Source organism: Ferrovibrio sp., assembly GCF_017994015.1.
Taxonomy (GTDB): Bacteria; Pseudomonadota; Alphaproteobacteria; order Ferrovibrionales; family Ferrovibrionaceae; genus Ferrovibrio.
Genome location: NZ_JAGOLP010000035.1, coordinates 1 through 13981, shown reverse-complemented (window position 1 = coordinate 13981; position 13981 = coordinate 1). Strand labels below are relative to the sequence as shown.

Below are 13981 nucleotides of genomic sequence, written 5' to 3'. Positions count from 1 at the left end.
CACGATGTCCGGCGCGGCACGTCGTGTTGCTGTGGCCATTGCCTGCCATAACCGCAAGGCCACCACGCTGTGTTGCCTGGCCAGCTTGCAGCAACAGATTCTGCCGCCAGGATTGGCGCTTGAGATAACCGTGATGGATGATGGCAGCAGCGACGGCACAGCTGCTGCGCTGCGGGCCGCAGATCCGGATTTGCGTCTGTTGCAGGGGGATGGCAGCCTGTTCTGGGGTGGCGCCATGGCGCTGGCACTGGCTGCGATTGACACCGCCGCCGGCCAGCCGGCGCCGGAATTTGCGCTGTGGCTGAATGACGATGTGGTGCTTGAGCCGGATGCCATCGCCAGTCTGGTGGCCGAGCATGATGCGGCACCCGGCAGTATCATTATTGGCGCCGTGCGCGAACCATCCCGCGAAGCATCCGATGGCAATCTGAGTTATGGTGGTCAAAAGCTGGAGAAGCCCTGGCATCCCTTGCGCCTGTACCCGGCCGGGCTGGGGCAGCCGGCGGATACCTTTCAGGGCAATTGTGTGCTGGTGCCCCTGGCGGCACGGCTGCGGCTGGGCGGCATTGACCCGGTCTTTATCGGTGTGCAGGGCATGGCCGATACCGATTATGGCCTGCGGGCGCGCAAGGCTGGTGTGGCCTTGCGGGTTGCCAGCCGGCCGGTTGGCACCTGCCCGGCCAACAAGGCTTTGCCGCCCTGGCGCCGGCCCGGGCAGACCCGTTGGCAGCGCCTGGCCGCCGTGTTTGGCCCAAGGGGCTATCCGCCCCGTGCCTGGTTCACCATGATCCGGCGCCATGCGCCGATATGGCTGCTGCCCGTGCTGCTGTTGCTGGCGCCTTTGCGGGCGCTATTGGCTGCTTTGCCGCAGCCTGACAAGGCACCGCAAAAACCGGTTATTGCCCTGCTGGAGGGTGTGGCGCCAATTTACCGTTTGCCGCTGTATCGGGGTCTGGCATCCTTTGATGACCTGCAATTCCGAGTTTACCAAGGTCGCCCGCATGGCTTTGCCACGGCTGAGCCGGCGCCGCTGCCGCTGCCGCTGCCGGCGCGTCGTGGCTGGAATCTCTACTGGCCATGCTCGCAGGGCCGCATCGCCTGGGGCAGCGGCGTCTGGCTGGCCATGCTGGCAGATGCCGTGGTGATGGGCGGGCATGTGCATGATTTGGGGTTATGGGCCTTGTGGTTGCTGCGCCAGGTTTGGGGCAGGCCGAGGCTGATCGCGCATGGCCATTTTCGGCTTGATGAGACCAGTCTGGCTGGTTGGCTGCGCCGTGTGCAGGCGCGTGGTCTGGATGGCCTGTTCTGCTACAGCCAGGCAGCAGCAGAGAATTGCCGTCGCCACGGCATTGCTGACGAGCGTATTTTTTTGGTGGAGAACACCCTGGATACCGAGGCCATGGCGCAGCGGACCATGGGGCGGCGCGGCGACCTCGCTGCGCTGCGGGCACGGCTTGGTGTGTCGCCTGGTTCTGTGCAATGGCTTTTTGTGGCCCGGCTGCACGCCGCCAAGCGGCTGGATCTGGTGTTGGCGGCCATCGATCATTTGCGGGCCAGCGGCGTGGATTGCGAGTTGACCGTGATCGGCGATGGGCCGCAGCGGCATCTGTTGCAGGCGCGCCCGGATATTCGTTGGCTGGGTGCTGTGTATGATGATGAAATCCTGGCCGACTGGTTTGCCGTTGCCACTGCCCTGGTGATGCCCGATGGCGTTGGTCTCTCGGCGGTGCATGCCATGGCGCATGCTGTGCCGGTGATTGCTGCGGTAGAGTTGGGTGCCAGCGGGCCCGAGCATGGCTATCTGGTTGATGACGAGAATGCTGTTCTGGTGGCCGAACGTGATGCTGAGACACTGGCCGCTGCAATGCAGCGGCTGGCCGGGGATGCCGGCTTGCAGGCCAGGCTGGCGCGCGGCGCGTTACAAACTGCGGGACGGCTGGGTGCCAATGACATGGTGGCATCCTATGTGGCCGGCTTGCGGTACGTGCTGCGCGGTGCGGTAAGATGACCAATCCGGATGGTTTGCCGGCCGCGTTAAAACCCTGGCTGGAGCGGTTGGATTTGCCGGCACCGCCTTTGCGAGCGCAGCCTCGCCGCTTCGGCAAATGGGTGGTTGAACTACGCAATGGAGCCGGCATGGTGAAGCTGGCAACCACACCGCAGGCGGCAGCCAGTCTGGCCGTGGAACTGGCAACGCAGGATGTGGCGCTGCCCAGGCAGGATTATTGCCGGCCGCATATCCGGGCTTTGGCACAGGAAGCGGATTGGGCCGCTTTGTGGCTGGAGTATCTCCCGATGCGTAACGCGAGCCGTATGCAGGCTTTGCGCCGCCGGCCCGGGCCATTTGAAGCACGCGCTGGAAAAACCATGCCGCTGGCTGACCTTTTGCCGGGTGATACCGGTAACCGGGTTGCCGATGGTTTACGCCAGTTCCTGCGCCAGCGCCACGGTGCTGAACGGGTGCCGACGGCACCCTCACATGGCGATTTTGTCTATTGGAATACCGGCAGCCTGCCGGATGGCCGCCGTGTCTTGCTGGATTTTGAACGTTACGCCGCTATTCGCTCGCTGTATTTCGACCGCATCTTCTGGACCATCGTGCCGCTGGCCCGCCAAGCCACCCGGCAGCCGCTATTTGCGGCTGGCTTATTGGCTGCGGCGCCCAACCTATCGTTGATTCTTGCCCCGGATGGCCGGCTCGGCGTGGCGCTGATGCTGGCAGAACATGCTGCAATGATTGCAGCAGATTTATCCCTCGGCAGCGGCGACCCGCACATCGAACAGTTGAATTTTAACCAGTTGATGTTTTATGAGAAATTAATGCACAGGTTGCTGCCTTGAAAACGCTGCTGCGCCGGATTTACCGTGGCGGGCTGGATATGATCCTGCCCGAGCGCTGGGTTGTGCGCCGCTTCATGCGCCGCCATCTGCCGGCTACCGGGGCCAGGCTGGTTATTGAAGTGGGGGCGGCATCCTCGCCCTATGCCCGTACGCTAGCTGAATGCCTGCCCGGCCTGTGGCATATCCGTAGCGATTTGTTGCCGAATGAGGCGGTTATTGTGGCCGATTTGCAGGCCCTGCCGTTTCGCACAGGCTGCGCCGATCTGCTGCTGGCCAGCCAGGTGCTGCAATATCCGCTGGATCTGGATCAGGCCCTGGCCGAAATCCACCGTGTCCTGCGCCCTGGTGGCCAAGTGCTGGTGATCTGTCCGTTTCTGACCATCACCGCCGGCGTCAGTGATCGCCGGCGCTGGACCATGAAGGGCTTGGCGGAAAGCTTTGAAGCGGCCGGTTTCACCCCGCTTGCTGTCCAGCCGGTGGGGGGCGTGTTCACCGGTCTGGCCGAGTTGGCCGCACAAATACTTGGGGCTATTGGCACCAGGCCGGATATCTGGCGCAGCAGCGGCGACCTGCGCAGCCTGTTGCGTCTGGGACTGGCCACACTGCTGGGATTGCCATTCCACCTGTTGGGCCTGGTTGGCTTGCTGCTGGATCGCTGGCTGGGGCCGAGCGGCATGTATGTCGCCATGGTGATGCTGGCTCAGCGGCAGGAGAAAGCCTGACATGCGGCTCTGCCTGTCCTGGGATGATGGCCATCCGGATGATCGCCGGATTGCCGAGCGTATGGCGGTGCATGGCCTGCGCGGCACATTTTTTGTGCCGTTGAGCAATGTTGAGGGCCGGCCGGTGATGGCCATGGGCGACCTGCGCGCCTTGAATGCGGCCGGATTTGAGATCGGCGCGCATGGTGTGGATCATCGCCGGCTGCACATGCTGCCGGCTGCCGAGATGCAGCGCCAGCTAACCGAGGGCCGGGCGCGGCTGGAGGATATGCTGGGCCAACCGGTGCGGGGCCTGTGCTATCCCGGCGGCCGGCATAATGCCGCAATCCGCGCCGCTGCTGCCGCCACAGGCTACGGCTATGGCCGCACCACGGAAATGCTGCGGCTGGATTGTGGCCGCGATCCTTACCGGATGCCCACCAGCCTGCAATTGCACCCGCATCGCCTGCTGCCGCTGCTGCGCAATTGGTTGCGTCAGGGCGGCGGTCTCGCGCGTCTGCTGCGGCTGGCACGGGTCTGGCGCGCCGGCAGCCTGCCGCTTGCGGTAAACAGCCTGGCCGCCGAGGCTGAGCGGCAGGATGGTGTGCTGCATCTTTGGGGCCATAGCTGGGAAATCGGCGAACTGGCTGGCGGCTGGCCGCAACTGGAAGAAATCTTTGCTTCTTTGGCCGCACTGGTGCCGCCAGAGGCACGCAAAACCTGTCGGGAACTACTCAAATGATGCGATTTTTTCTCAAGGTGCAGGCCCAGCGCTTCATCGGCCTGCTGCCCTACAGCGATGCGATTTATGTTTGGCTACAGCGCCGGTTGACCGGATCCGTATCGCCGCGCGCATCGGATGTCATGGGCAAGCGCGCCATTGTGCGTGATTACCTCGATATGGCTGCGCGTCTGGCCGGCAAGTCAGTGGCTGATCTGGAGCCGCATCTGGATATCGGCAGCGGCTGGCTGCTGAGCCTGCCCCTGGCCTTCCGTCAGGCCGGCATAAAGCAGCAGGTTGCCACTGATATCCATGCCGGCGCCCAATTGCAGGATGTTGCCGCTTCCGCTGCGATTTTTGACAAGGTTGGGCCGGCCTGCCTGGGCCAGCCTAAGCCGGGGCAGGATTTGACCGCCTGGCTTAGCGATCTCGGCATCCGCTACATGGCCCCGGCCTATGCGCCATTTGATCTGCCGGCGGCCAGCTTCGGCATGGTCACGTCCACCCAGGTGCTGATGCATCCGGCGCAGGATGTGGTGCAGTTGATCTATGCCGAAGCGGCGCGGCTGCTGCGGCCCGGTGGCCTGTTCATCGCCACCACCAAACTCTACGATGTCTATCGTTATGCCGATCCTTCGCTGACCCGCTTCAATTTCCTGCGTTTCAGCCATGCCACCTGGGAGCGCTGGTTCCAGAATCGCTTCACGCCCTACAACCGGATGCGGCCCAGTGATCATCGCCGCTTGATCGAGGCGTTGCCGTTCGAAATCCTGCTCTGGGAAGTGCAGGGCGGCGGCCCGGCCGAACTGGCCGAACTGGCGCGGATCAAGCCGCATGCCGAATTCGCCAGCTATCCGCCGGAAGAACTGGCCGCCACCGGGCTGAAAGTGGTGCTGCGCCGGCGTTGATCGGAATTTGGGGGAAATCAGCGCCGAGGCTGGTAGCGGGGGGCGGGATTGAACCGCCGACCCAAGGCTTATGAGTCCTTTGCTCTACCACTGAGCTACCCCGCCACGGCAGCCTCAGGCGCGGCGGCAGACATAGGGGGATGGGGCCGCCCTGTCAAGTTTTCCCGCCACCCCTGGGCAGAAAAAGCGGCACAAAAAAGCCGGGGGTGTTGCCCCCGGCCTGATTGTCGCCCGCTGGTGAGGCTGGATCAGTTCACTGTCTGCTTCAGCGCGCCGCTGGCATAGCGCTTGGCCATTTCTTCCAGGTCGAGCGGCTTTATCTTGCTGGCCATGCCTTCGCAGCCAAACGAGATGTAGCGCGCCTTGCACACTTCGGTGGCGGCCTTCTGGGCATCGGCGAGGTACTTGCGCGGATCAAATTCGCTCGGCTTGGTTGCCAGATGCTTGCGGATCGCGGCGGTCATGGCGAGGCGGATATCGGTGTCGATATTCACCTTGCGCACGCCATACTTGATGGCCTCCTGGATCTCCTTCACCGGCACGCCGTAGGTTTCCTTCAGGTCGCCGCCATATTGGCGAATCTCGGCGAGCAATTCCTGCGGCACCGAGGAGGAGCCGTGCATCACCAGATGGGTGTTGGGGATGCGCTTGTTGATTTCCTTGATGCGGTCAATCGCCAGGATGTCGCCGGTCGGCTGACGCGAGAATTTATAGGCGCCATGCGAGGTGCCGATGGCGATGGCGAGCGCGTCACACTGGGTTTCGGCGACAAAATTGGCCGCTTCATCCGGATCGGTGAGCAGCATTTCGCGGGTCATGGTGCCCTCGGCGCCATGGCCGTCTTCCTTGTCGCCGCGCATGGTTTCGAGCGAGCCGAGGCAGCCCAGTTCGCCTTCAACGGTGACGCCGATGCTATGCGCCAGTTCGGTCACCTTGCGGGTGACAGCGACATTGTAGGCATAGTCGGACGGGGTCTTGGCGTCTTCCTCCAGCGAACCATCCATCATCACGCTGGAAAAGCCCGAGCGGATCGCCGCGATGCAGATTGCCGGCGAGGCGCCATGGTCCTGATGCATCACCACCGGGATATGCGGAAAAGCTTCCACCGCCGCCACCACCAGATGGCGCAGGAAATGCTCGCCGGCATATTTGCGCGCGCCAGCCGAACCTTGCAGGATCACCGGGCTGTTGGTGGCGTTGGCCGCCTCCATGATGGCGCGCACCTGCTCCATGTTGTTGACGTTGAAAGCCGGCAAACCGTAGCCATGCTCGGCTGCATGATCCAGAAGCTGCCGCATCGACACCAACGCCATGATTATCCTCCGAAGAAATGATTTAACCCGGGTCCCTCCGGGCGGGCGGAACTTATTGCAAAACCGCTGCCATATCCAGTCCCTTGCACCGGCCGGTTGACCGGCGGCCTTGCCCTTGGCTTATGCCGGGGCCTGGGGTAAACCGGAACCATGGAAATGGAATATGCCGGCGACGCAATTTCGGAGCAGTTGCGCAACACCCTGGCGGATGTGCAATTGCCGGCCTTGCGCTGGCTGGCGGATTACTGGCTGGAAAAGCGTGGCAATCGGCTCTGGCCGGCGCGCGCCGAGCTGGATGTGCTGGAAATGCGTCCGGTGCTGGGCCATATCGCCATCCTGGAACTGCATCCCAGGCCGGGCGGCGGGATGCCGGTATTCAAATACCGCATGTTCGGCACCAGCTTTGTACACTGGTTCGGTTTTGATATGACCGGCAAGACGCTGGACGATTGGCCCGTGCCGGAATACCGCGATTATCTCAACCGTTCGTATAACGAGGTGGTGCTGGCGCGGCGGCCATTCCGGCGCTATCGCCGGCTGATCCAGGATGGCCGGCAGCTTAATTATGAGGGGGTTATGCTGCCGCTGGGGCGTGGTGATGCCATCGAACAGGTGATGGCCGGGCAGTATTTTCTGGTTTAGCGGCCGCGTCAGATCGCTGTTTTGGTGGATAGCGCCAGCAGGTTGCGCTGGCGCAAACGCTCGCGGTGCAGCACATAGAGGCCGGAGCCGACCACGGTGGCGATGCCGGCCCAGGCCAGCAGGTTTGGTATATCGCCCCAGACCAGGTAGCCGCCCAGCAGCGAGAAAACCAGCGCGGTATAGCGGAACGGCCCGACCAGCGACAATTCGCCATGCCGCATGGCGTCGATGATCAACTGGTAGCCGCCGATCAGGAAAAACGCGGCCACGGCGAGCAGCAAAGTGGCGTGTAGCGACATCGGCTGCCAGCCCTGACTGAGCGTGAGCGCGCCGCCGCCCAGCATCACCAGAATTGAGGTGCCGGCGGTAACGATCAGTGACGGGATGCCGATGCCGACGCGGCGGGTGGTTAGGTCGCGGGCAACAATGAACACCACCGAAATCACCGCCAGCAGCGACCAGGAATTGAAGCCCTCGGCGCGCGGCTGCACGATCAGCAGCACACCGCCAAAGCCGCAGACGATGGCAGTCCAGCGCCGCCAGCCCACGGTTTCCTTGAGGAACAGCGCGGCCACCGCGGTCATCAGCAAGGGCGAGGTCATGCCGATGGCGCTGCTATTGGCAATCGGCATGTTGAACAAGGCCAGCAGGTAGAAGCCCGAGGCGAGCAGGTCGAGGATGCCGCGTGCCAGCACCACGCGGTTGAACAGCAGCGGCAATTGCGGCAACAGGCCGTTGCCCCACAGCAGCAGCAGGATGGCGGCATTGGCGAAGGCGCCGCGCACCAGCATGATCTGGCCCAGCGAGGCGGTTTCGCTGGCCAGCTTGATCAACACGTCATTGCCAACAAACAGCACCATGCCGATAACCATCGAGGTGATGCCGCGACGATTGCCATGGCCAAACAGCAGGGCAGGGGAAATCATGATTTCAGCAGAGTGAGAGGAACCGACGCGCAGGCGCGAGCGAGACAGGATGATTGTTTGTATGCAATCTACTCCCTTCGCGGCCGGCTCGCCAGAGGTTGTAACGCGCTTGTCAACGGAATAGGTGCTTGACCTCAGGGCTGGCCGCGCCAAGCTATGACCACCATTTCAAGGGAGAAACCCGATGTTTTTCATGACGTCGCGCCACAAGGTGACCCTGCCCGAGCCGAGCCGCGCCCTGAAAGGCAGGGCCGAGGCGATGCGCGTGCCGGCCCGGCATTTTGTCAACGGCAACCCGATCAAGGCGCCGTTTCCCGAGGGGCTGGAGCAGGCGATGTTCGGCCTGGGTTGTTTCTGGGGTGCCGAGCGCAAATTCTGGCAATTGCCGGGTGTGTTCAGCACCGCGGTGGGCTATGCCGCCGGTTTCACACCAAATCCGACCTATGAGGAAGTGTGCAGCGGCCAGACCGGGCATAACGAAGTGGTGCTGGCGGTGTTCGATCCGGTAAAGGTCAGCTACGGCGCGCTGCTCAAGACTTTCTGGGAAAACCATGATCCGACCCAGGGCATGCGCCAGGGCAATGATGTGGGCACACAATATCGCTCCGGCATCTATGTGTTTTCGGCTGCGCAGCGGGCGGCGGCAGAGGCGTCGCTGGCCAGCTATCAGGCAGCGCTGAAGGCAGCCGGCCGGGGCAAGATCAGCACCGAAATTCTTGATGCGCCGGATTTCTACTATGCCGAGGAATATCATCAGCAATATCTGGCGAAGAATCCGGGGGGTTATTGTGGCCTGGGCGGCACCGGCGTGGCCTGCCCGGTTGGACTGGCCGTATAGGGAATAGCCGGCGGAATCGACGCCCGGGCGGCACGCGCCTCTTGTCAGTGCGCGTATGAGTCAGGCAATCTCTGGTTAACCGGCGCATAAACGCGCCATAGACAGGAGAGGTTCACAACGATGCAACGTCACCCGACCCGCCGGTCCTTCAATTATCTGGCCTCCACGGCCCTGTTCGGTCTTGGCCTGGCTGTGGCCGGCATTGCCCCGGGCATCGGCCAGGCGCTGGCCCAGGAGCTGAAGATCGGCCTGTCGGCCGAACCCAGCGCGCTTGACCCGCATTACCATAATCTCGGCCCGAACCATCAGATCGCCGCCCATCTTTTTGATGCCCTGTTGCAGCAGGACGAGAATCAGAAACTGGCGCCCGGCCTGGCTGAAAGCTGGAAGCCGATCAGCGAAACCACCTGGGAATTCAAGCTGCGCAAGGGCGTCAAGTTCCATGACGGATCGCCCTTCACCGCTGCCGATGTGGTGTTCTCGCTGAACCGCCCGCCGAAGGTGCCGAACAGCCCGTCTTCGCTGTCGATCTACACGCGCCCGATCACCAACATCAAGGTGGTGGACGATCACACCGTTCAGCTCACCACCGCCAATCCTTATCCGCTGCTGCCGACCGATATGAGCCGCGTCTACATCATGTCGTCGAAAGCGGCCAAGGCCGACGTGGCCGAAGGTCTGACCACGGAAGGCCTGTCGAAGGGCGAAGGCCTGATCGGCACCGGCCCCTACAAGTATAGCGAATGGGTGCGTGGCAACCGCCTGGTGCTGGCCGCCAACAATGATTACTGGGGCGGCAAGCCGAAATGGGAGAAAGTCACCTTCCGCCCGATGTCGAATGACGCTGCCCGTGTTGCCGCCTTGCTTGCCGGCGATGTCGACATGATCGAGAATCCGCCGCCGGCCGATATGAAGAAGCTGCGCGAGAATCCGAATGTGAAGATCAGCCAGGCGGTGTCCAACCGTCTGATCTACATCCATCTCGACAGCTTCACCGACGCCCCGGTGGGCATCCCGGATGCGCCGGCCGGCAAGAACCCGCTGAAGGACCCGAAGGTGCGCCAGGCCTTGTCGCAGGCGATCAACCGTGAAGCGATTACCAGCCGCATCATGGAAGGCCTGGGCCAGCCGACAGCCGATTTCCTGCCCTATCCGATGTTTGGCACCCGCAAGGATGCCAAGCTTGATCCGTACAACCCCGATGCGGCCAAGAAGCTGCTGGCCGATGCCGGCTATCCGAACGGCTTCACCATCACGCTCGGCACGCCGAATGATCGCTACATCAACGATGCCGAAGTGGCGCAGGCGGTGGCCTCGCAATGGAACCGCATCGGCGTGAAGGCCAAGGTGGATGCCGTCACCCGCACGGTGTTCTTCAAGAACCGCGACGAGTTCAAGTATTCCGCCTATCTGGCTGGCTGGGGCGCCGGCACGGGCGAAATGTCTGATCCGCTGCGTGCCCTGGTGGCTACGCCGAATCGCGAAAAGGGCATGGGCACCACCAATAAGGGCCGCTATTCCAACCCGGCGATGGACGCCGTGCTGGAGGAGGCGCTCAAGACCGTGGACGACAAGAAGCGCGAGGAATTGCTGCAGAAGGCCAGCAAGATCGCGCTGGACGATTACGGCCTGATCCCGCTGCATATCGAAGTGACGCCCTGGGCCACCCGCAAGGGGCTGGTCTACAAGGCACGCGCCGACCAGTACACATTGGCCAACGGTGTCAGCAAGGAATAAGCCGGATTTATTCGGCTGAATGAAAAACGCCGCAGGGTAAAACCTGCGGCGTTTTTTTATGCCCTCTCAGGGCATGAACTGTTCGGCCAGGATACGCTCTTCCAGATCGTGGCCGGGATCGAACAGCAGGCGCAGGGCGATGGCGCGCTCCTCGGTGATTTCCACCTCCACCACATCGCGCACCTCATAGGCGTCGGCGGTGGCGCTGACCGGGCGCTTGAAATTATCCAGCACCTCGAATTTCACCTGGGCGGCACGCGACAGCAGGGCGCCGCGCCAGCGCCGAGGGCGGAAGGCGCTGATCGGGGTCAAAGCCAGCGCCCCGGCGGAAAGCGGCAGGATCGGGCCATGTGCCGAAAGGTTATAGGCGGTGGACCCGGCCGGGGTGGAGAGCAGGGCGCCATCGCAGATCAGTTCATCCACACGCACGCGGCCATCCACAGAAATGCGCAGCTTGGCGGCTTGGCGGGTCTGGCGCAGCAGCGACACTTCGTTGATCGCCAGCGCCTCGCGCTCGCCGCCTGATTCGGATTGCACCTTCATGCGCAGCGGGTGCAGCGTGGTGGCCACGGCCTGGCCGACCCGGGCCGGCAGGTCTTCCTCGCTATACTCATTCATCAGGAAACCTACCGTACCCTGGTTCATGCCATAGATCGGCACATTGCGGTGCATATGGCGATGCAGGGTTTGCAGCATGAAGCCGTCGCCGCCCAGGGCCACGATCACATCGGCTTCCTCGGGTTTTACAGTTTCATAGCGTGTCGCCAGCCGGTCGCGCGCCGCCTCGGCCGGTCCACCCTTGGCAGCTACCAGGGCGATACGTGCAGCTTGGCTCATGGAATCGGTGCTCCGGTGTAAAACACCGGCTCGCAAGCACCGGCAAAGGCAGTATAACCTGAGCCAAGGGGCAGACCAGCCTTGGCTGGGCGGCGAATCATGGCGCGGGGGATTGCAGGATGCGTGTTGGAGGATTGTTCGGGCCGCTGGCGGCTTTACTGTTATGCCTCGCTGCCCTGCCGGTCTGGGCGCAGGCCGGCGATGATAGCCGCCATGCCGGCTATTACTACCCGCCGCTCAGTTCGACCGAAGCCTACACGGCGCGCGGCACTGTCCTGCCGCAGGCGACACGCGAAACCCGCCTGGCCTTTGTCACCGGCCTGACCCAGCAGCAGATGACGCGGCCCTATCCGCCCAATTTCGCCATTTTCGCCAAGGGTGAAGATGCCGAGAAGATGATTATCGTGGCGATGGGTGATCAGGGTTTCCGGGGTTTGTTTCAGGGCCGCGCGCTGCTGGCGCAGCTTACCGCCGTGGCCCGCACCAGCCAGCTTCTGCGCGATTTTGCGGTGGAAGACCTGTTCACCTTCCTCGACCTGATCCGGCTGCTCGGCTACAGCCAGCTCACCATCTCGGATGGCGAAACTTTCGCGCATCAGATCGAACTGAAATAAGGCTCAGCCGCCGGTCACACTCATATGGCGTGGCACGGCTACCGCCGGACGGCGCCGGTCGATGACAAAATCATGCCCCTTGGGCTTGCGCGCGATGGCTTCCAGAATGGCCTGATCCAGCCGCTCGTCGCTTTCCGAGGCGCGCAAGGGTGCACGCAGATCGGCACTGTCATCCTGGCCCAGGCACATATAAAGCTGCCCGGTGCAGGTCAGCCGCACGCGGTTGCAGCTTTCGCAGAAATTATGCGTCATTGGCGTGATGAAGCCGAGCCGGCGCCCGGTTTCGCGCACGGTGTAATAGCGCGCCGGGCCGCCGGTGCGGTAATCGGTTTCGTCGAGCGTCCACTTGCGTTGAATCTGGCTGCGCGCCATCGAAAGCGGCAGATACTGGTCCACGCGCTGTTCGCCGATATCGCCCATCGGCATCACTTCGATCAGCACCAGATCAAAGCCTTGTTCGCCGCACCAGGCAATCAGGCGGTCGAATTCCATGTCGTTGACACCACGCAGGGCCACGGCATTGATCTTGATCGCCAGCCCGGCGGCTTTGGCGGCGGCCAGGCCGGCCAGCACCTTGTCGAGTTTGCCCCAGCGCGTCAGTTCGGTGAATTTCGCCGGCTCCAGGCTGTCGAGCGACACATTGATGCGCCGCATGCCGGCGCGATAAAGCCCCTCGGCATATTTCTCAAGCTGGCTGCCATTGGTGGTCAGGGTCAGTTCATCCAGGCCCTGGCCGAGTTTCTGCCCCAGACTGTCAATCAGGTTCATGATGCCGCGTCGCACCAGCGGTTCGCCGCCGGTCAGGCGCAGCTTGCGCACACCTTGCCGGATGAAGGCGGCACATAGCCGGTCCAGTTCCTCCAGGCTGAGGACTTCCGCCTTGGGCAGAAAGGTCATGTCCTCGGCCATGCAGTAGACGCAGCGGAAATCGCAGCGATCCGTGACCGACACGCGCAGATAGCTGACATGGCGGCCGAACGGATCGATCAAATCCCGGGTCAGAGCGGCAGACATGCTGGCGGGGCCTTGCGGGTGGTGGGGCGGGGCATCCTCATGCCTGCAACATAGTGCTCCTGCCGGTTCCGGGCAACCGGGTGTCAGCCGCGTTGCAGTGGCAACCGCACTTCCACCGCATCCGGCCCCAGCGAGCTCACCGTCTCAAAGCCCAATTCGGCGGCCAGGCTGCGCATGGCGTGATTCTCGCGCAGGATATCGCCAATGATCTCGCCGGTGCCGCGCTGGCGGCAATAGGCGATGATCTTGCGCATCAGCAAGTCGCCCAGGCCCAGGCCCTTGAGGTCGCTGCGCACCAGCACGGCAAATTCGGCGCGCTGGTTGTCGGGGTCGGTGATGGCGCGCACCACGCCCAGGGTTTCACTGCCGCCAGCTGAAGATGTATTGGCAGGCAAGGGCCGCGTGGCAATAAAGGCCATCTCGCGCTCATAGTCGATCTGGGTGAAACGCGCCATTTCGCCATGCGGCAGCGAGCGCATCGGCGAGAAGAAGCGCAGGCGGAAATCCTCGGGCGAGACGCGGGCGACAAATTGTTGATGCGCCGGCTCATCCTCGGGCCGGATCGGGCGCAGCCGCACACTGCTGCCATCGCGCAATTGCACGGTTTCCTCAAGCGCCTGCGGATAGGGCCGGATCGCCAGCCGGTCATGGCCCTGCACCACGCTTGGCGCCACCACCATGCGGGCATCCAGCGCGATCAGGCCCTGGGCATCGGCGAAAAGCGGGTTGATATCCAGTTCCCGCACTTCCGCCAGATCAGACACTAGCTGCGCCACCCGCACCAGCAGGGCGGCCAGTTTGGCGCGGTCCACCACCGGGAAATCGCGGTAGCCGGAAAGCAGGCGGCTTACCTTGGTGCGCTCTATCAGGTCATTGGCCAGGTGCATGT

14 protein-coding genes and 1 tRNA gene are annotated in these 13981 nt (G+C 63.0%); 9 read left to right on the top strand and 6 right to left on the bottom strand.

What is annotated here, in order from left to right:
* Positions 1–4 precede the first annotated feature (4 nt).
* From KBB36_RS14950 to KBB36_RS14930, 5 genes are all read left to right on the top strand, one after another.
* Positions 5–2008: a glycosyltransferase gene (locus KBB36_RS14950; protein ID WP_290982538.1), complete on the top strand. Its 2004-nt coding sequence runs from the start codon at positions 5–7 to the stop codon at positions 2006–2008.
* Between the two features lie 128 nt (positions 2009–2136).
* Positions 2137–2841, top strand: a complete 705-nt coding sequence (locus KBB36_RS14945) for a hypothetical protein (protein WP_290982484.1) — start codon at positions 2137–2139, stop codon at positions 2839–2841.
* Complete coding sequence (locus tag KBB36_RS14940; RefSeq protein WP_290982481.1) at positions 2838–3563, top strand: methyltransferase domain-containing protein; 726 nt, start codon at positions 2838–2840, stop codon at positions 3561–3563. Before KBB36_RS14945 ends, KBB36_RS14940 begins: the two co-directional genes overlap by 4 nt.
* A 1-nt stretch (position 3564) precedes the next feature.
* Entirely contained in the window at positions 3565–4284 is a 720-nt protein-coding gene (locus KBB36_RS14935; protein ID WP_290982478.1) for a polysaccharide deacetylase family protein, read from the top strand.
* Entirely contained in the window at positions 4281–5171 is an 891-nt protein-coding gene (locus tag KBB36_RS14930; protein ID WP_290982475.1) for a class I SAM-dependent methyltransferase, read from the top strand. The genes KBB36_RS14935 and KBB36_RS14930 overlap by 4 nt, the downstream gene beginning before the upstream one ends.
* Before the next feature lie 30 nt (positions 5172–5201).
* Here the strand turns inward: KBB36_RS14930 and KBB36_RS14925 are convergent.
* Both KBB36_RS14925 and fba read right to left on the bottom strand, forming a co-directional pair.
* Positions 5202–5276: transfer RNA gene (locus KBB36_RS14925), tRNA-Met, on the bottom strand.
* Between the two features lie 143 nt (positions 5277–5419).
* On the bottom strand, positions 5420–6484 hold the full coding sequence (fba, locus tag KBB36_RS14920; protein WP_290982471.1) for a class II fructose-bisphosphate aldolase: 1065 nt from the start codon (positions 6482–6484) through the stop codon (positions 5420–5422).
* Between the two features lie 150 nt (positions 6485–6634).
* Here fba and KBB36_RS14915 point away from each other — a divergent pair, with 150 nt between their 5' ends.
* On the top strand, positions 6635–7126 hold the full coding sequence (locus KBB36_RS14915) for a PAS domain-containing protein (RefSeq protein ID WP_290982468.1): 492 nt from the start codon (positions 6635–6637) through the stop codon (positions 7124–7126).
* A gap of 8 nt (positions 7127–7134) precedes the next feature.
* On the opposite strand, the gene KBB36_RS14910 is transcribed toward KBB36_RS14915, so the two are convergent.
* A complete protein-coding gene (locus tag KBB36_RS14910; RefSeq protein WP_290982465.1) occupies positions 7135–8052 on the bottom strand; it encodes a DMT family transporter in 918 nt (305 codons plus the stop codon).
* Between the two features lie 184 nt (positions 8053–8236).
* Between KBB36_RS14910 and msrA the strand changes: the two genes are divergently transcribed.
* Both msrA and KBB36_RS14900 read left to right on the top strand, forming a co-directional pair.
* Entirely contained in the window at positions 8237–8890 is a 654-nt protein-coding gene (gene msrA / locus KBB36_RS14905; RefSeq protein WP_290982462.1) for a peptide-methionine (S)-S-oxide reductase MsrA, read from the top strand.
* 120 nt (positions 8891–9010) lie between these two features.
* The gene (locus KBB36_RS14900; protein ID WP_290982459.1) at positions 9011–10627 is read left to right on the top strand and encodes an ABC transporter substrate-binding protein; all 1617 of its coding nucleotides are present in this window, start codon (positions 9011–9013) and stop codon (positions 10625–10627) included.
* A gap of 66 nt (positions 10628–10693) precedes the next feature.
* Here the strand turns inward: KBB36_RS14900 and KBB36_RS14895 are convergent, their stop codons facing one another.
* The gene (locus KBB36_RS14895; RefSeq protein ID WP_290982456.1) at positions 10694–11464 is read right to left on the bottom strand and encodes an NAD kinase; all 771 of its coding nucleotides are present in this window, start codon (positions 11462–11464) and stop codon (positions 10694–10696) included.
* A gap of 119 nt (positions 11465–11583) precedes the next feature.
* Between KBB36_RS14895 and KBB36_RS14890 the strand changes: the two genes are divergently transcribed.
* The gene (locus tag KBB36_RS14890; RefSeq protein ID WP_290982453.1) at positions 11584–12078 is read left to right on the top strand and encodes a molybdopterin-guanine dinucleotide biosynthesis protein A; all 495 of its coding nucleotides are present in this window, start codon (positions 11584–11586) and stop codon (positions 12076–12078) included.
* Between the two features lie 3 nt (positions 12079–12081).
* On the opposite strand, the gene moaA is transcribed toward KBB36_RS14890, so the two are convergent.
* Together moaA and KBB36_RS14880 are read right to left on the bottom strand one after the other, a co-directional pair.
* A complete protein-coding gene (moaA, locus tag KBB36_RS14885) occupies positions 12082–13092 on the bottom strand; it encodes a GTP 3',8-cyclase MoaA (RefSeq protein WP_290982450.1) in 1011 nt (336 codons plus the stop codon).
* A gap of 83 nt (positions 13093–13175) precedes the next feature.
* Positions 13176–13981: GNAT family N-acetyltransferase (locus KBB36_RS14880; protein ID WP_290982447.1), on the bottom strand; the 806-nt coding region annotated here is incomplete at its 5' end.